Annotated in this window: 14 protein-coding genes; 6 read left to right on the top strand and 8 right to left on the bottom strand. The window is 74.3% G+C overall.

Translation table 11 applies throughout. The features are described from left to right. The first annotated feature begins 324 nt into the window (after positions 1–324). Positions 325–951 (top strand): HAD family acid phosphatase, encoded by a 627-nt coding sequence (locus ACZ3YO_RS18555; RefSeq protein WP_465570305.1) that lies wholly within the window; start codon positions 325–327, stop codon positions 949–951. Positions 952–1,307: 356 nt separating this feature from the next. On the opposite strand, the gene ACZ3YO_RS18550 is transcribed toward ACZ3YO_RS18555, so the two are convergent. The 6 genes from ACZ3YO_RS18550 to ACZ3YO_RS18525 all read right to left on the bottom strand — a co-directional run bounded on the left by ACZ3YO_RS18550 (position 1,308) and on the right by ACZ3YO_RS18525 (position 7,671). Continuing rightward, complete coding sequence (locus tag ACZ3YO_RS18550; RefSeq protein WP_465570304.1) at positions 1,308–1,841, bottom strand: flavodoxin family protein; 534 nt, start codon at positions 1,839–1,841, stop codon at positions 1,308–1,310. A gap of 125 nt (positions 1,842–1,966) precedes the next feature. Then, positions 1,967–2,821: a universal stress protein gene (locus ACZ3YO_RS18545; RefSeq protein ID WP_465570302.1), complete on the bottom strand. Its 855-nt coding sequence runs from the start codon at positions 2,819–2,821 to the stop codon at positions 1,967–1,969. A gap of 86 nt (positions 2,822–2,907) precedes the next feature. Beyond that, positions 2,908–3,189, bottom strand: coding sequence for a dsRBD fold-containing protein (locus ACZ3YO_RS18540; RefSeq protein WP_465570300.1), 282 nt, complete (start codon positions 3,187–3,189; stop codon positions 2,908–2,910). Between the two features lie 184 nt (positions 3,190–3,373). After that, entirely contained in the window at positions 3,374–4,252 is an 879-nt protein-coding gene (locus tag ACZ3YO_RS18535; protein WP_465570298.1) for a universal stress protein, read from the bottom strand. A gap of 202 nt (positions 4,253–4,454) precedes the next feature. Continuing rightward, a complete protein-coding gene (locus tag ACZ3YO_RS18530; RefSeq protein ID WP_465570296.1) occupies positions 4,455–6,875 on the bottom strand; it encodes a glycoside hydrolase family 65 protein in 2,421 nt (806 codons plus the stop codon). A gap of 58 nt (positions 6,876–6,933) precedes the next feature. Next, positions 6,934–7,671: a helix-turn-helix domain-containing protein gene (locus ACZ3YO_RS18525; protein WP_465570295.1), complete on the bottom strand. Its 738-nt coding sequence runs from the start codon at positions 7,669–7,671 to the stop codon at positions 6,934–6,936. 242 nt (positions 7,672–7,913) lie between these two features. On the opposite strand from ACZ3YO_RS18525, the gene ACZ3YO_RS18520 reads away from it, so the two are divergent. After that, positions 7,914–10,634: a bifunctional acetate--CoA ligase family protein/GNAT family N-acetyltransferase gene (locus tag ACZ3YO_RS18520; protein ID WP_465570293.1), complete on the top strand. Its 2,721-nt coding sequence runs from the start codon at positions 7,914–7,916 to the stop codon at positions 10,632–10,634. Between the two features lie 54 nt (positions 10,635–10,688). Here the strand turns inward: ACZ3YO_RS18520 and ACZ3YO_RS18515 are convergent, their stop codons facing one another. Next, positions 10,689–11,540 carry a universal stress protein gene (locus ACZ3YO_RS18515; RefSeq protein ID WP_465570291.1) on the bottom strand — a complete coding sequence of 284 codons (852 nt, stop codon included), beginning with the start codon at positions 11,538–11,540 and terminating at the stop codon, positions 10,689–10,691. 329 nt (positions 11,541–11,869) lie between these two features. Between ACZ3YO_RS18515 and ACZ3YO_RS18510 the strand changes: the two genes are divergently transcribed. Both ACZ3YO_RS18510 and ACZ3YO_RS18505 read left to right on the top strand, forming a co-directional pair. Beyond that, positions 11,870–12,913: a zinc-dependent alcohol dehydrogenase family protein gene (locus ACZ3YO_RS18510; protein WP_465570290.1), complete on the top strand. Its 1,044-nt coding sequence runs from the start codon at positions 11,870–11,872 to the stop codon at positions 12,911–12,913. A gap of 46 nt (positions 12,914–12,959) precedes the next feature. After that, positions 12,960–13,634, top strand: a complete 675-nt coding sequence (locus ACZ3YO_RS18505; protein ID WP_465570289.1) for a pyridoxamine 5'-phosphate oxidase family protein — start codon at positions 12,960–12,962, stop codon at positions 13,632–13,634. A gap of 74 nt (positions 13,635–13,708) precedes the next feature. Here ACZ3YO_RS18505 and ACZ3YO_RS18500 read toward each other — a convergent pair whose 3' ends face one another. Further along, positions 13,709–15,451 carry a SulP family inorganic anion transporter gene (locus ACZ3YO_RS18500; protein WP_465570288.1) on the bottom strand — a complete coding sequence of 581 codons (1,743 nt, stop codon included), beginning with the start codon at positions 15,449–15,451 and terminating at the stop codon, positions 13,709–13,711. 337 nt (positions 15,452–15,788) lie between these two features. Between ACZ3YO_RS18500 and ACZ3YO_RS18495 the strand changes: the two genes are divergently transcribed. Together ACZ3YO_RS18495 and ACZ3YO_RS18490 are read left to right on the top strand one after the other, a co-directional pair. Beyond that, positions 15,789–16,943, top strand: a complete 1,155-nt coding sequence (locus tag ACZ3YO_RS18495; protein ID WP_465570286.1) for an inorganic phosphate transporter — start codon at positions 15,789–15,791, stop codon at positions 16,941–16,943. Next, positions 16,940–17,185: a hypothetical protein gene (locus tag ACZ3YO_RS18490; protein ID WP_465570284.1), complete on the top strand. Its 246-nt coding sequence runs from the start codon at positions 16,940–16,942 to the stop codon at positions 17,183–17,185. Before ACZ3YO_RS18495 ends, ACZ3YO_RS18490 begins: the two co-directional genes overlap by 4 nt. Positions 17,186–17,409: the final 224 nt, after the last annotated feature.

The following is a 17,409-nucleotide window of genomic DNA, read 5'->3' as shown; positions in this document are numbered from 1 at the left end:
ATGGCGCCTGGCGTCTCCCCTGTGGCGCCAGGCAAGGACCTCGAAGGCAACCCGCCTTCGCGGCCCGGGCCGACGGCGGACTTCGGCCACATCCCCGTGACCCCCTCGGTGTACGCGTGGCCGTCCGGGTTCCTCCCGTGGAGGACCTTTGCCGGGGCCTGTCTGGCATGCCCTTGACATCTCTTCGGCCTGTCGACGGCTGGGTGTGAAGGCGACCGTCAAGCCGTACCTGCGGGCCCAGGTGCAGGGCCGGGGCACGGCCGGAGTGCCCCGCCGATCACCACCTGACCGACAATCCGTCAAGTCGAAAGCCGAGTACCAGATATGAGCATCAAGGCAAAGCTCGTTGCCACCGCGACCCTGACGGCCGCGATCACCGCCGGCCTCGCCACCACCCCCGCGGTCGCCGCGGCCCCCGCCGCGCCGGCGGTCGCCGCCGCCCCCGCGGCGAGCAGCGGCAGCACGGTGACCGAGCGGCAGTGGCTGGCCGACGTCACCGCCGCGATCGCGCCCGCCCGCGCCTACGTCGAGCGGCGCACGGCCGAGCCCACGGACGAGAGGCCCGCGATCGTCTTCGACATCGACAACACCACCCTGGCGACGCACTTCCACCCGTTCGCGATGCCGGGCATCTCGCCGGTCGTGGAGCTGGCGCAGTACGCCCACGCGCGCGGGGTCGCGATCATCTTCGTCACCGCGCGCGTGGACTTCATCGAGCCGGTCACCCGGTACAGCCTGGAGAAGGCGGGCTACACCGTGGACGAGCTGCACGGGCGGGACCTGTGCGATCTCTTCGAGCCGGTCCAGCAGTTCAAGACGGATGAGCGGATCGAGATCGAGAACGAGGGCTACACGATCATCGCCAGCGTCGGCAACAACTGGACCGACCTCGGTGGCGGCCACGCCGAGCGCACCTTCAAGCTGCCGGACTACGACGGCCTGCTCTCCTGACCCACCGCGCCGGTGTGCTCCGAGGACGACGCGGTTCGGCCGCCGGGGCCGGTGGCCCCGCCGTCCGGCCGCGCTTCGGGCTGCTGAACGGGCGGCCCACGGGGTCGGCGGGCGCCCTGCGCAACTGTGCTTCCGGGGTGTCACCGGAGACTGACGGCGCCCCCGCCCGCCATGGCGGGGGCGTTCTCGGCCGCCGGGGTCACAGCACCTGGAAGGTGAACTCGTCCGCGGGGGCCCGCCGGGAGGAGCAGCCGTTCGACAGGACGGTCCGGTGTTCGCGGCGTACGGCCTGACCTCCTGTCCAGCCCTGCTCGGCCGGTACCTCCTCCCGGCCGGACAGTGCGTCGGCCGGTGCCTCAGACCAGCGCCGCGCCCCATGCCCTGGCCCGGTCCCGTTCGCCGGCACGCAGGGGGCCGTCGGCCTCGTCGACGATGAAGCCCTCGGGCTCGGCCACCACGTCGTAGTGGTGGCGGGAGAGCCGCTGTGCGATGCCTTGGGCCGCGCTGCCGCTCATCCGCATGTCGGCGCGGGTGTCGAAGGCCGCCGCGTGGGTGCCGGGTTCGGTCTTCGGGAGGTCGTGGAACCAGGAGCGCAGGCTTTGGCCCCCCGCGGTCGCGGCGGCCTCCCTCGCGGCGTCCTCGTGTCCCTCCTTCCTCGCCTCGGCGGTGGCGGCCAGCCGGCGGCTGAGACCTGAGGACATGCCGTGCATGTGGGTCGGTCCACCGACCACCAGGAGATCGGCGGTCCGCGTCACGTCGGCGCCGGCCTCCGCCACGGGGATGCAGTCGACCGCGGCGTCCGGGTCGGCGTCGTGGACGCCCTCGGCGATCGCCTCGGCGATCTCGCGGGTGTTGCCGTACATGCTCTCGTACACGATCACTGTGTGCATGGTTCTCACCTCTGCCTTCCAGCGTGCCGGGCCGCTCGCGTACCGGGCGTGGGCCGTTCGGCCCTGACCGTGCCGCCGAGGGCCCCCGGTGCCGGAAGGCCGGTGCGTCAGCCGTGGTCGGTGCGTCAGCTGTAGGAGACGACCGCGACCGGGCAGTGGACGTGGTGGATGGCGGCGTGGGCCACCGGCCCGATGTGCGTGCCGATCGGCGCGCGGTGAGTGCGACGGCCGACCACCACGAGCCCGGCCCGGGCCGCTTGCCCGACGATGACCCCGGCGGCACTCCCACGGACCAGGTCCGGTGTCGCCGGCACTTGTGGGTAGCGGTCCCGCCAGGGCTGCAGTGCGTCCGTGAGCTCCTTCCGCTCGGCCAGCGCGAGATCCTCGGCCGTGCTGCCGATCGCCGCGAACGCCATGTACGCGCTGCCGTTCGGCGGGTCCCAGGCGTGGACGGCGCGCAGTGGTGCCGCGTGCAGGGCGGCGGCCTCGAAGGCGAACGCGATCACGGCGTCGCACGCGTGCCGGAGGTCCAGGCCGAGGACGACATCGCGCTCGGCTGCGCGGTCCGGGGAGTCGTCGGCCCGGACGAGTACCACCGGGCATGCCGCCCGCCGGAGGACTTCCTGACTCACGGACCCGACCAGGAAGCCGCGCAGCGTGCTGAGCCCGCGCGACCCGAGGACCAGCATCGTGGCGTCCCGGCCCGCGGCCTCCAGCGCCGTGGCGGGGTCCTCCGGCACGTGGGCGGAGGTCACCTCGGCTCCCCGGAACCGGGCCCGCAGGTCGGCCTCCCGGAAGGCCAGCTGCTGCCTGCTCCAGGTGACGGCGTCGGCGGTGCCCAGCACGTCGGTCCTGGGCCACGGCCACGCCTGCACGAGTTCCAGGGGCAGGCGGCGGTGCAGCGCCTCGCGGGCCGCCCACTCGGTGGCGGAGACGCTCTCGGGCGACCCGTCGAAGCCCGCCACGACAGGTCCGTTCACGATGTCCTCCGATGGATTGCCGAAGCCGATGTCTTCGCCTGGGCGTGCCCCGGCGGGCCCGTGACGATCGGGGCCGGGTCCGCGAGTCAGGAATCCGGCCGAGTGTCGTTGGCGGCCGCGTCCGTCCGTCCGGCGCGGAGAAGTTGGTGCCCGAGGTCCACCAGGGCACGCCCGGCGGCGTACTCGTCGCCGATCTCCGGCACGGGGCCGTCGTGCGGGTTGCGGTGCGCCGTGGTCCGACTCTCCAGTGTGTTGTCACCGGTGTCGAGCACAGCGTGCACCTTGGTGGTGTCCCCCTCCTCAAAGAGGTCCAGCCGAAGGGTCCACCGTTTGGTCCGCGTTGCCGGGGGTGCGGTGCGCTCGTCCATGTCCAGGTCCGTTCCTTCAGGGGCGGCCCGCGGGGCCGGTCCGGTCGGTGTTCACCGCCCGCCAGATGGGGGCGGAGTGTTGTCCGGTCCCTCCATCGTGTGACCGCGGGCCGTGAGCCAGCGAGGGGAGCGGCCCCGACGGCGGGCGGCCCCGACCCTGACGGCCGTGCTCAGTGCCCGCCGCTCAGTGCCCGCCCTCGGGCGGAGCGGGGACGGTGAAGACCGGGCAGTGGGCGCGGTGCAGCAAGCCATGCGGGACGGACCCGAGCCGCATACCGGTGAACCCGCCGCGCCCGCGGCGTCCCACCACGACGCCGAGGGCGTGCGCGGAGGCCTTGGCCAGCTCCTCGACGGGGTGGCCGTGCACCACCTCGTGCGTGGGCGCCATGTCGGGGTGGAGGGCCCGGCGTCCGGCCGTGGTCTCGTCCAGCAGCCGCCGCAGGGTCCGGACGGCCTCCTCCTCGTCGAGACGGCCGATCAGGTGCGACTGCCAGACCCAGACGGCGCGCAGCGCGGCCCCGCGCCGTTCGGCGAGGTCGAAGGCGAAGTCGACGGCCGCGGCGGAGGACGGGCTGCCGTCCACGCCGACCACGAGGTACGGCGGGTCCTGGGTGGCATGCTCCGGTTCGTGGACGACGGCCACCGGGCAGTGGGCCTGGGCGCTCACCGGCACGGTCACCGAGGAGCTGCTCAGCATCTCCTCCAGGCGGTTCAGCCGGCGCGAGCCCAGGACGACCAATTCGGCGTGGGCGGACTCCCGGCAGAGCATCGGGGCGGGGACGTCCTCGCTGACGGCCGTCGCCACCGACAGGCCGGGGTGCCGCTGGAGGGCGAGGGCGGTGGCTTCGTCCAGGGCCTGGTCGCCGCGCTCGCGCAGCTCCTTGTGGTAGGCGCCCCCGGCGAAGGCACGTACGTCGTGGGGGAGTGGCACAACGGCGTGGACCATCCGCAGCTGCAGCCTGCGGCGGTCGGCCTCGTCGGCGGCCCAGGCCAGCGCTGTCGCCCCCGGGGCGACGGCGTCCACACCGAGGACGATCGGACGGTTCCTGCTGGCGGATGTCATGGCTCCTCCACCCGACGGCCGGCCCGCGATGACCGGTCCTGTTTCCACGCTATGGCCGGTTCCGTTCCCACGCCAGGAGGAACGGGGGGCTCGGCGGGAGGGCCGATCGGCCCAACGGTCGGGTCGGACCGAACGGGGCACCGGTCGTTCCGGCCCCGGCGGAAGACGTCCGGGCGGTGTTGACAGCGGATCGCCGACGGCCTCAGAGCGGGAAGGCACGGCTCTCGCCGGGCCGGACGAGCGTCGGGGCGCCCCGGAACCGGATCTGGACGGGCGCCTGGCAGCCCGCCCGCAGGCTCACCGTGACCGCCCGGCGGTCGGTGGCGATCACCACGCCCCAGTGGCCGCGGTAGCGCAGCTCCAGCTCGATCCGGCCGAGGGCGGACGGCATGTGCGGGTCCAGCCAGAGTGCGTCCTCGCGGATCTCCAGGCCGGTGTAGCAGCGTTGCAGCAGGTCGACCGCGCCGGCCATGGCACCGAGGTGGACGCCCTCGGCCGTGGTGCCGCCCTGGGCGTCCCGGAGGTCGGCGACCAGGACGTCGCGGAAGTGCCGCCAGGAGGCGCGGCGGTCGGAGCGGGTGAGGACCCACGCGTGGACCACGGAGCTGAGCGTGGAGCCGTGCACCGTGCGGCGCAGGTAGTAGGCGGTGGTGCGGCGCAGCAGTTCGTGACCGGCGGGGTAGCCGAGCCGGCGTAGCAGGTCGCGGACCTCGTGGGCGGAGAACAGGTACCAGAGCATGAGGACGTCCGCCTGTTTGGACACCCGGTAGCGGTTGGCGGTGTCGCCCTCGGCCTCCAGGATCCGGTCGAGCCGGCGCAGGTCGGGATAGCGGTACCGGTAGGCGGCCCAGTCCAGTTCGGCGAGTCGCTCGTAGCCGTCGAACTGGCTCGGCACACCGTCGTGGAAGGGGACGTGCAGCCGCCGCCCGACCTCGCGCCAGCGGCCGAGTTCGGTGTCGTCGAGGGCCAGTCGTTCGAGCAGCTCGTCGCGCCGGTAGCCGGGCAGGACGCGGACGGTGTCGAGGGCGCGGGCGAGCACCCAGGAGGCCAGCACGTTGGTGTACGCGTTGTCGTCCAGGCCTGGGTCGTCCGCCCACGGGTAGGCGTCGTGGTACTCGTCCGGGCCCACTACCCCGCGGATCGAGTAGCGGTCCCGCCGGGGGTCGTAGGTGGCGGCCGAGGACCAGAACCGGGCGATCTCCAGGAGCGTTTCGGCGCCGGCTTCGGCCAGGAAGTCCAGGTCGCCGGTGGCCTGGTAGTACTGCCAGATGTTGTAGGCGACGGCCGAGCCGACGTGTCGCTGGAGGTGGCTGTGGTCGGGCAGCCAGCGGCCGGAGAGCGGGTTGAGGTGGAGCCGCTGGGACTCCTCGCGGCCGTCGCTCGCGCTCTGCCACGGGTACATCGCGCCGCGAAGCCCGGCCTCGCGGGCGGCCTGGCGGGCCGCCTCCAGGCGGCGGTGGCGGTAGCGCAGGACGGCTCGCGCCAGCTCGGGGAACCGCAGGTTGAGCAGTTGGAGGACGAACAGCTCGTCCCAGAAGACGTGACCCCGGTAGGCCTCGCCGTGGAGCCCCCGGGCCGGGATGCCGACATCGAGGTCGGCGGAGTGCTCGGAGTACGTCTGGAGCAGGTGGAACAGGTTCAGGTGCAGCGGGCCGGCGCCCTCGAAGTCCGCCTCGATCCGGCATCGGCGCCACAGTTCGCCCCAGCGGAGGGAGTGGTCGGCCAGGATCCCCTCGAATCCCGGGGCCCGCGCGACCAGGAGGCGCGAGGCGTGCAGGGGAGCCTCGATCGCCGGGTCGCGTGAGGTGTGGACGGCGACCGTCTTCTCCACGGTCAGCGGGTGGCCGGCCCGGATGTCCGCGGTCAGGGTCTGGGCCGCCCAGCCCTCCCGGAACTCGCCGCGACGGCCGCAGCCGACGGCTTCGCCCGCCCGGTGCAGGCGGCTCCGCGCCGCGAGTGCGATGTGCAGCGGCGAACCGGCGGCTGCGACCTCCAGCCAGAGCGGCCCGTCCCCGTCCAGGCCCTGGCCGGCCGGTACCAGGTGGCGGGCGGTCAGGCCGCGGTAGCGGGCGACCCCGGTGTTGGCCACGGTGCCGTCCAGGGCGGAACGGATCTCCAGCAGGCCGGACCAGTTCTCCGCGGTCAGCGTGGTCTCCAGGGCGAGCAGATGCCGTTGTGCCTGGCTGGCGAGGCGGCGCTGCACCAGCCGGGTCCGCCGCCCCTCGGCGTCGACGACCAGGGCGCGACGGGTCAGCAGCCCGCATCGCAGGTCCAGCTCCAGGCTCTGCTCGGCCGGCGGGCCGGTGAACCACTCGCCGCCGGGCGGGCGGAAGGTCAGTGACAGCCAGTTCGGGGTGTTGATCAGGTCCTCGTTGGTGACCGTGCGGCCCGCGACCGTCGAGGAGGCGCGGTCGTAGCAGCCGGCGAGGTAGGTGCCCGGGTAGTGGACGCCGTCGGCGACCGACTCGGGTGCGGCGCCGCGGCTGACGACGTAGCCGTTGCCGACCGCGCACAGGGCCTCCCGCAGTCCCTCCTGCGCGGGGTCGAAGCCCTGGTAGCGGAGCGCCCAGGGGTCGGGCATCAGGGCGTCCGCCCGGCCCGCGGCGGGGCTGTCCGGTTCCACGCGGCGGCCTCCGTGCTGTCGGCGTCCTTCCAGTCTGCGCAACGGGTCGTCGGCCCGCTCACCGGCCGTCGTCCGCAGCCGCCGCCTCCTCCTCCGTGTGGATGGCCCGGCCGGTGACGGATGTCGGCCTGATCCGCACCCACACGTCGCGCGGCCCGCCCGCCCACGGGTCCGGGTTGCCGCGCCGGACGAGGTGCTCGACGGCCTCCGGTTCGTCGAAGGCGGTGGCCTCCCCGACGGCCAGGACGCTCCAGCCGGTGCGCGACGCCTCGTCGATCCGGTCGACCTCCACGGCGATCCGGCTTCCCGGGGTGGCGGCGAGGGTGCTCCCGGCGGCGGTGCGGAAGAGCAGGGTGCCGTCGAGCACGCGGTAGTTGACCGGCAGCACGACAGGCCCTTCCGGAGTGCTCAGCGCGACCCGCCCGACGCCGCCCGGTGCCAGCCTGCCCCAGCATTCCGGGGCCGACAGCTCGGTCAGGACCGGGTGGGCGGCGGCCGCGGCCGACCCGGTCGGCCGGTCGAGCCCGCCGCCGAGCAGCTGTGCGGCGGAGGTCCCGAGTGCGTCGGCGAGTCTGATCAGCGGCCCGGTCTCGACGGCGGCCGGCGAGGATTCCAGATACTCCAGGAAGCCTTCTGCCATGCCGGCTTTCTCCGCCGTCTCCGCACGGCTGAGCCCGAGCTGCCGACGACGCAGGGCGATCCGGCGGCCGATGTCGCCGGGACCGGCCTGGTCGTCCCCGCCGTCGTGGGATCGGGACGGACGGTCCTGCGGCGGCTCCCCGCCTGATGCTGTCATGGGCATGGACTTCTCCCTTCACGGCCCGGTCCGCCGGGGGCGCTGCAGCGGCGCCGAACGGCCGGCACAGTTCCATGGTCGGTGAGCGGGGACCTCACGGCGAGCGCCGACCGGGCCGTGCGGGGTACTGAACGGTCCGCCGGTACCCGGCCGGATGGTGGGCCGGTCGGCCCTTCCCGGGAGGAGCGGGTGTGCGGACGCTGGAGATGTCCTGACCGCCGGGGCCGCCGAGGAGAGAGGCCATGTCCGTTCCGCACCTGCCGCCGACCGCCGAGGCGCTGATCGCCGACGGCACGACGGTCGAGATCCGCCCGATCGCCCCGTCGGACCGGGAGGCCGTCCTCGACCTGCACGCGAACCGGATGTCCGCCGAGAGCCGGCGGCTGCGCTTCTTCGGCGCCAGCCGCACCGCACCGCGGCTGGCCGCCGAGCGGCTGTGCGGCGCCGACCGCCCCGGGCTGCTCGCCCTGGGTGCATGGGCGGGCGACGACCTGGTCGGGGAGGCGGACTGCGGGATCCTGGACGACCGCCCGGACGCTGCCGAACTGGCGCTGGCGGTGGCCGACGAGTGGCACCGCCGGGGAGTGGCGACCCTGCTGTTGGAGTACCTGGTCCACGCGGCGCGCAGCCGGGGTGTCCGGGTCTTCGAGGCCGACACGCTGGCCGGCAACCGGGCGGTCCACCGCGTCTTCGCCGACCTCGGGCTGCCCGTGCACCGCCGCCTCGAACAGGGCGAGATCCGGGTGCGGGTGCCGCTCGACGAGGCGGACGAGCACTACCGCGAGGCGGTCGACGAGCGCGGCCGCCGCGCGGACGTCGCCAGCCTGGGCCCGCTGCTGCGGCCGGCCTCGGTCGCGGTCGTGGGGGCGTCGCGCCGGCCGGGGTCGGTCGGGCAGACCGTGCTGCGGAAGATCCGCGAGGGCGGCTTCGCCGGGCCCGTGTGGGCGGTCAATCCACGCGCGGAGGAGGTCGCGGGCGAGCGCGCGTACCCGTCGGTGCGCGCCCTGCCGGCCAACCCGGACCTCGTGGTGCTGGCCGTGCCCCCGGCCGCGGTGGCGGGCGTGGCCGAGGAGTGCGGCCGGGCGGGCGTCCGGGCGCTGGTGGTACTCACTGCCGGCCTCGGGCAGGGCGAGTCACGGCAGCTGATGCGGTCCTGCCGCCGGTACAGCATGAGGCTGGTCGGCCCCAACAGCCTGGGCGTCGCGCAGACCGATCCCGACGTCAGGCTGGACGCCGAGTTCGGCGGCGCGTTCCCGCTGCCCGGGAGCGCCGGAGTGGCCGTCCAGTCCGGCGGCGTCGGCATCGCCTTGCTGGAGCGGCTGGCCTGGCTCGGCATCGGCGTCTCCGGCTTCGTCTCGCTCGGCGACAAGTACGACGTCAGCGGCAACGACCTGCTCCAGTGGTGGGAGGGTGACGGCCGCACCGACCTGGCGCTGCTGCACCTGGAGTCCTTCGGCAGCCCGAGGGCCTTCGCCCGAACCGCCCGCCGCGTCACCCGGAAGTTGCCCGTCCTGACCGTCGACGCCGGACGCTCGCCGGCGGGGCGCCGGGGCGCCGCCTCGCACACGGCGGCGGCCGCCACCCCGACCGTCACCCGTGAGGCGCTGTTCCGGCAAGCCGGGATCACCGCGGCCCACAGCATCGACGAACTCGTCGGGACGGCAGCGTTGCTGCACGCCCAGCCGCTGCCCGCTCCGCGCGGCGCGGTCGCGGTGGTCTCCAACGCCGGCGGCATCGGCATCCTGGCCGCGGACGCCTGCACGGACGCAGGTCTCCTGCTGCCCGAACTCGCGCCCGATCTCCTGGAGTCACTTCCGGACGGTGCGTCGGCGCGCAACCCCGTCGACACCACGGCGGCCGTCGGGCCGGCCGAACTGGCCCGCTGCCTGAAGGCGTTGGAACGCGGCAGGGCCGTCGACGCGCTGCTGGTCTGCCTCGTCCCCACCGCACTCACCACGACCGCCGAACGCGACCCCGTGCGCGCCCTGCTCGACGGCCCGGCCCGGCGCAGGATCCCGGTCGCCGCTGTGCTGCTCGACCAGCAGATGCCCGTCCGCTACCTGACCTGCGCCGACGGTGGCCTGCTGCCCGCGTACTCCGACACGGCGGCCGCCGCCCGGGCCCTGGCCCACGCCCGTGACCGCGCCCGGTGGCTGGCCGAGCCGTTCGCCGCCGAGGCCGACGCGCCCGGCTGCGACCCGAAGGCCGCCAAGTCCATGGTCGACGCCTTCCTCGCGGCCAACCCGGACGGCGGCTGGCTCGACCCGGTGAGCACGACCGACCTCCTGGAGAGTTACGGCCTGCCGCTGATCACCTCGGTCTGGGCGCCGGACGAGCACACCGCCGTGGCCGCCGCCGAGGGCCTGCGCGGGCTCGGGCACGGGGGAGAGGTCGCACTGAAGGCCTACTGGCCCGGCCAGGTCCACAAGAGCGCCGCCGGCGCGGTGCGCACCGGGCTTGCCACGGACTCGCAGGTCAGAGACGCCTTCCGCGAGTTCGGTGAGCGCTTCGGCGGGCAGCTGGGCGGCGCGGTCGTGCAGCCGATGGCCGCACCCGGTGTCGAACTGCTCGCCGGCGTGGTGCAGGACCGGGTCTTCGGCCCGCTCGTCGTCCTCGGCATGGGCGGCACCGCCGCCGACGTCCTCGCCGACCGAGCCGCCCGGCTCGCCCCGCTCACCGAGCACGACCTCACCACCATGGCCACCGAACTCCGTGGCGCACCCCTGCTGTTGGGCCACCAGGGCGCACCCCCGGCCGACCTCGCCGCGGTCCGCGACGTGCTCGCCAGACTCTCCCGGCTCGCCGCCGACCTGCCCCAACTCGTCGAGGCGGACCTCAACCCCCTCATCGCCCGCCCCGGCGGCGCCGTCTGCGTCGACGCCCGGGTCCGACTGGAACCCCGGCCCTCGTTCGACCCCTACCTGCGACGACTGCGCCGACCGGCCGCCACCCGGGAGGCGTGAGCACGATGAACCACAGCATCCTCGACGGCACCACGGCCGAGACCCTCGCGGGGCTCAGGCCGGTACGACGGCCACCGTGCAGCGGGCGTGCTGCACGACCGACTGGCTGGTCGAGCCGAGCCTGCCGAGCGGGCCGCGGTGCTCCCCGTGCCGGCCGACGACGACCAGCCGCTGCGCCTGGGACCTGGAGACCAGCTCCCGGGCCGGATTGGAGCGCACGGAGGTGGCCGTGACCGTGACGTCCGGGAACCGCTCGCGCCAGCCGGCCAGCACCTCGGAGAGCAGCCGCTCGTGCTCGGCGGCGATGTGCCCCTCCTCGTAGACCAGCGGGAGCTCGTGCCCCGGGCCGGCGACCAGCGGATAGGCCCAGGCATGGACCACGCGCAGGGGGAGGTTCCGGCGCCGCGCGGAATCGAAGGCGTACGCGAGGACCTGTTCGTCCTGTCCTCTGCCCTGGACACCCGCCACCACCTCGCCGCCGGTCCCGGCCTCGGTGGGGTGCACCACGAGGACCGGGCAGGGGGCGTGAGCGGCGGCGTGAAGGCTGGTCGAGCCGAGCAGGAGCCGGGGAAAGCCCCCCGAACCCCGCGCGCCGAGCACGAGGAGCAGCGCGCCCTCGGCGGCCGTGGCCAGGGCGTCACGTGCGTGGTCGTCCACCAGGGAGGTGGCGAGGTCGACGCCGGGGTGCCGGAGCAGGACCCGTTCGCGTGCCGCGTCGAGCACGGCGGCGCCCGCTTCCTTGGTGAGTCGTGTCTCGCGTCCCGCGGGTGCGGCCGCGGTCTCACCGAACCAGGCGTGGACCACGTGGAGGGGCGCCTCCCGCAGCCACGCCTCGTCCGACGCCCAGTCCACGGTCTGCGCGCTCGACTCCGAGCCGTCGACGCCCACGACGACAGGGTTCTTCATGGCAGGTACCTCCGGATCGCGGGGCGGCACCGCGGGACAGTCCGGTGCTCGTGAGGGACACCGCGTTCGGCCTGCGTCCAGGCTATGCCCGGCGCCGCCCGGCAGCAGCGGGAGAGGAGATCCGGGGTTCGCCGGGTGCCATGGCCGGACCGGACGCGGCGGCTCGGGTGCGCCCTGCCTCGCCGGCGCGCCGCCTGGGCCCATCGGCCCCGCTGCGGGTCCCACCCGGCCCATGGCGGCGAACCGCTCCACGGGGAACGCTGGAGGAGGAGACAGGACGGCACCGCTGTCGTTCCGCACCGGCGATGTCCGACAGGAGTGATCAGGACATGAAGGCGCTCACCTACCACGGACCGGGCCGCCGCACCTGGGGCGAGGTACCGGACGCCGCCCTCCGCGACCCCGAGGACGCCGTCGTCCGGGTGGACGCGGTCACCATCTGCGGCACGGACCTGCACATCCTCAAGGGAGACGTCCCCGAGGTCGCCGACGGCCGCGTTCTCGGCCACGAGGCCGTCGGCACCGTCACCGAGACCGGCTCCGGCGTACGGACCGTCAAGGCAGGAGACCGGGTCCTGGTCTCCTGCATCTCCGCCTGCGGCCGCTGCGCCTACTGCCGCGCCGCGAGCTACGGCCAGTGCACCGGGGGCGGGGGCTGGATCCTCGGCCACCTGGTCGACGGCACGCAGGCCGAGTACGTCCGCACCCCGTTCGCGGACAACTCCCTCCACCGGCTGCCCGAAGGCGTGACCGACGAGAACGCCCTGCCGCTCGCCGACATCCTCCCCACCGCCTACGAGGTCGGAGTCCACAACGGCCGGATCGGCCCCGGCGACAGCGTCGTGGTCGTCGGCGCGGGCCCGATCGGCCTCGCCGCGATCATCACCGCCCGGCTCTACAGCCCCTCCCGCATCATCGCCGTCGATCTCGCGACGAGCCGCCTCGACGCCGCGAAGCGGATGGGAGCCGACACCGTACTCACCGTCGCCGAAGCAGCACCGGAGGCGGTGCGCGCGCTGAGCCCGGACGGCCTCGGGGCGGACGTGGCGATCGAGGCGGTCGGCGTCCCCGACGCGTTCGAGCTCTGCACCCGCGTGGTGCGCCCCGGCGGGCGGGTGGCCAACATCGGCGTGCACGGCAAGCCGGCCGTCCTCCACCTCGAAGACCTCTGGATCCGTGACGTCACCATCACCACCGGCCTGGTCGACACGCACAGCACCCCGCGGCTGCTCGACATGCTGGCCGCCGGCCGGCTCGACGTCTCCGGGCTGGTCACCCACCGGTTCGGCCTCGACGAGATGCAGGAGGCCTACGACCTCTTCGCCGACGCTGGCACCAACGGTGCCCTCAAGGTCGCGCTCTTTCGTACGTGACCCGGAGGTACGTGACCCGGAGACCCGGCGAGCCAAGGAGCACAGGGTGAACCAGAACCACGACATCGACGCCGTCCGTCCCGCAGATCCCGCAGACGTCGCGCGCAGGATCACCGAGCGGCGCTCCCGACTCGGCCTGACCGAGCAGATGCTGGCGTACCAGGCGGCGATGGCACCGCGCTACCTCCAGCACCTGCTGGCGGCCGGCCCGGATTTCGACCCGGCCGGTTTCCAGCGGATCGCCGCCGCCCTCGGACTCACCTACCAGGACCTGCTGGAGGGCCGTGCCGACGCCCCGCCGGGGCAGCCACAGGCGGCTGCGCGTCCACTCCTCCTCCACCTCACCGCCGCCGAGTGCTGGGAGAAGATCGGCACCCACGGCGTGGGCCGGATCGCCCTGCCCGTCGAGCCGGGACCGGCGGTCTTCCCGGTCAACTACACAGTGGACGACGCGGGCATCGTCTTCCGCACGGCCACCCGAAGCAGCGCGGCCCCGGACGACGGGGCCGCGGTGTCGTTCCAGGTCGACCGGATCGACGACCACCTGAGCCGGGGCTGGAGCGTTCTCATCCTCGGCGAGGCGCGACACGTGACGGACGACGACGAGGTGCGGCGGCTGTCCGAGCTGCCCACGACCACCCCGTGGGCCGGTGGGGAGCGCCCGCTCTGGGTGCGGATCCGGGCGGACGAGATCACCGGGCGCAGGATCGGCGGTGGCTGAGCCGCTGCCGTGCACCGGCGTGGCGACGACGGAGACGTGGAGATTCCGGACGAGGGCTCCCGTCCCCGTGGACCTCACCGCCGGCCGGTGGTCCCCGTTCCGGGACCGCCGCCGGAGGCCCAGGCCTGGTAGGCGGCCACGGCGGTGGGCAGGGTCGGGAAGATCCGGTCCGTGCCGACGGATTCGGTCAGTCCGTAAGCGTCCAGCTCGCCCCGCAGGTCCTGCTTGACCCGGGCCAGGGCGAAGACGACGCCGCGTCCGGCAAGCTCGGCCCGCAGCGCCTCGACCGAGTCCAGTGCGGTGATGTCGACCTCCACGTTGGCCTCCGTGTTGAGGACGAACCAGCGGACCGGGCCGGTCTCCTCGGCCACCGCCGCCAGCGCCCGGCGCCGGAAGTCCTCCGCGTTGGCGAAGAACAGCGGCGAGTCGTAGCGGTAGACGACCAGCCCGGGAACGGTGCGGGCCTGCGGATAGTCGTCGATGTCATGCATGCCGGGAACACCGGGCACCAGGCCCTGGACGGCGTCGTGCGGGCGGGCCACCCGGCTCAGCAGCTCCGCCACCGACAACCCCACCGCCACCAGCACCCCGTACAGGATGTCCAGCGCCAGCACCCCGACCAGGCAGCCGATCGCCAGCAGGAACTCCCGGCGCCGGAACCCCTTCAGCCGGCGCAGCCCCGACACGTCGATCATCCGGATCGCGGCGAAGACGACCAGCGCGCCGAGCACCGCCGACGGCGTGTACTTCAGCAGCGGGCTCAGGAACAGCAGCACGGCGAGCACGGCCACGCCCGCCGTCAGCGCGTACGCCTGGGTGCGCCCGCCGGCCGACTGCGCGAGCGCGGTGCGGCTGGCGCTGCTGCTCACCGGGAACCCGTGCAGGAACCCGGCGCCCAGGTTGGCCCCGCCCAGGGCGAGCAGTTCCTGGTCGGCGTCCAGCTGCTCGCCCTCGGCCCGGGACTCGAAGGCCCGCGCCGTGAGGATCACGTCGGTGTAGCCGACGAGCAGCACCCCGGCCGCGGGCAGCAGCAGACGGTGCACCTCGCTCAGGTCCGGCAGGGAGGGGCTGGGCAGTCCCGCCGGGATCTCGCCGATCACCGCGATGCCGTGGTCCTGCAGACCGAACACCGCGACGACGGCAGTGCCGAGGACCACGGCCAGCAGCGGCCCGGGGAGCCGGGGAAGGAAGCGGTTGAGGACGAAGAGGAAGAGCAGCGCCGCCGCGCTGAAGACGACGGTGCCGATGTCCGCCTGCGAGAGGTGCCGCACGAAGTACCGCAGCTGCGGGCCGAACCCCTCGCCCTCCACCTCGACGCCCGTGAGCTTGGACAGCTGGTCCACCATCATGATCAGCGCCACCCCGGCCAGATAGCCGATCAGGACCGGCCGCGAGAGCAGGTCGGCGACGAATCCCAGCCGGGCCAGCCACGCCAGCACGAACAGCCCACCGACCACCGCGGCGAGCGTGGCGGCGAGCACCGCGTAGCGGTCGGCGTCCCCGCCGGCCAGCGGCCCGACCACGGTGGCGGTCATCAGCGCCGTAGTCGACTCCGGCCCCACCGACAGCAGCCGGGACGACCCGACGAAGGCGTACACGGCCAGCGCCGGCAGGATCGCCCAGAGACCCGCGACCGGCGGCAGACCCGCGACACCCGCGTAGGCCATGACCTGCGGCACGAGGTACGCCGCGACGGTGCCACCGGCCAGCAGGTCACCGCGCAGCCAGACGCGCCGGTAGCCCCTGAGCACGGTGAGCCCGGGGAGCGGCGGAAGGGAGGGGCGCCATCCGCCGCTCCGCGGGACAGGCTGCGGCACGAGTCTCCTTCCGTCCCCCGGCCCATGATGCGGCAGAGACGCGCGGCACCGGGGGAGGCCTCGCCCAGCGCGTCCGGGCCGGATCCGTCGGTACCCTCCGGTCTCTTCTGACGGCCGATCACGGAGGGCCTCCCCGTGGCGGCGTCGCACCGCCGGGCCACGGGCGAGCGCACCGGGAGATTCCGCCCCGCGCCGTCCGGTACCGCCTTGCCCCTCCGCGCATGCGTTCCCGCGGCCGCCGGTCGCGTACGCGGGCGCCTGACGACGGGTGCTCAGGTGCTGCGCCGTTGGTCCGATCGGATGACGGTGCTGCGGCCGACGATCTAGGTTCGGGCCCGTGACCGGCAACGACGCGGTCCTGGCTCTGGTGGTCGCCACCGCGCTGGGGTTCGACTTCACCAACGGCTTCCACGACACCGGCAACGCCATGGCCACCTCGATCGCCACCCACGCCCTGCGCCCACGGGTGGCGGTCGCCGTCTCCGCTGTGCTGAACCTGCTCGGCGCGTTCCTGTCGACCGCCGTCGCGGCGACCATCGCCGGCGGCTTGGTCCAGAGCGGAGACGTGACCCTCACCGTGGTCTTCGCCGGCCTGGCCGGCAGCATCCTGTGGAACCTCACCACCTGGTACCTCGGCATCCCCTCCAGTTCCTCGCACGCGCTCGTCGGCGGCGTCGTCGGGGCCACGATGGCGGCAGCCGGTGCCTCGGCCGTCAAATGGCAGGGCCTGGTGTCCAAGGTGATCGTGCCCGCCACCCTGTCCCCGTTCATCGCCGGCACCGTCGCGGTGGTCGGCACCCACCTCGTCTACCGCCTCACCCGGGGCGTGTCCGAAGGCCCGCGCGACCACGGCTTCCGGCGCGGCCAGGTCGGCTCGGCCTCGATGGTCTCGCTCGCGCACGGCACCAACGACGCGCAGAAGACCATGGGCGTCATCACGCTGGCCCTGATCGCCAACGGCACCCTGGAGCCCGGGGCCACCTCCCCGACCTGGGTGATCACGTCCTGCGCGGTGGCGATCGCCCTGGGCACCTACATCGGTGGCTGGCGGGTCATCCGGACGCTGGGCAAGGGACTCCTGGAGATCGAGTCGCCCCAGGGCATGGCCGCCGAGTCGGCCTCGGCCGCGGTGATCCTGGCCTCCACCGACTTCGGCTACTCGCTCTCCACCACCCATGTGGCCACCGGATCGATCGTCGGCGCGGGGGTCGGCAAGAAGGACGCCGTGGTGCGCTGGAACGTCGCCCGCCGGATGGCGGTGGCCTGGCTGTTCACCCTGCCGGCCTCGGGCGGGGTCGGCGCCGCGGCCTACTGGGCCGCGAACGGGATCGGCGGGACCCTCGGCGTCGTGGTGATCTTCCTCGTGTTGCTGCTGGCCTCCACCGCCTTCTACGTCGCCTCCCGCCACCAGGCCGTGACACCGGAGAACGTCAACGCCACCTGGACCGGCTCGGTGGTCCCGCAACCCGACGCCGACAGGGCGGCCCTGTGAACACCTGGATCAACCTGGACGCGCTGTGGCGGATCGTCGCGGTGGGCCTTCTCGCCGGCGCCGGCCTGCCGGCCCTGTTCGCCATCGGCCTGCGCGCCCTCAACCCACCGGCTCCGGCGGACGAGGCTGTCACCGGGCAGCCGACCGCCGGGCCCGTCGGCCACGTGGTGGCGGGGCTGTGCTTCGCCGCGGTGCTCGCCGCCATCGGCTGGGGGATCTCCGTCATCGTCGGCCACAGCTGAGCGGCTTCAGCTGAGCGGCCACAGCTCGGGCAGGCCGCCGGGCCGGCAGCAGAGTCGGTCGATCCACCGCACCCGTCCCGAGGGCCGACGGCCGACAGGCGACCGGCGCGGGGGGGGGGGGGGGGGGCGCCCCCCCCCCCCCCGGGGGGGGGGGCGGGGGGGGCGGGGCCCGGGGGGGGGCGGCCGCCCCCCCGGGGGGGGGGCCGGCATAAGGGATAGGAAAA

This window comes from Kitasatospora sp. NPDC022785 (assembly GCF_055561295.1).
The sequence above is the reverse complement of the archived record's forward strand: the minus strand, read 5'-3'. Positions and strand labels throughout refer to the sequence as shown.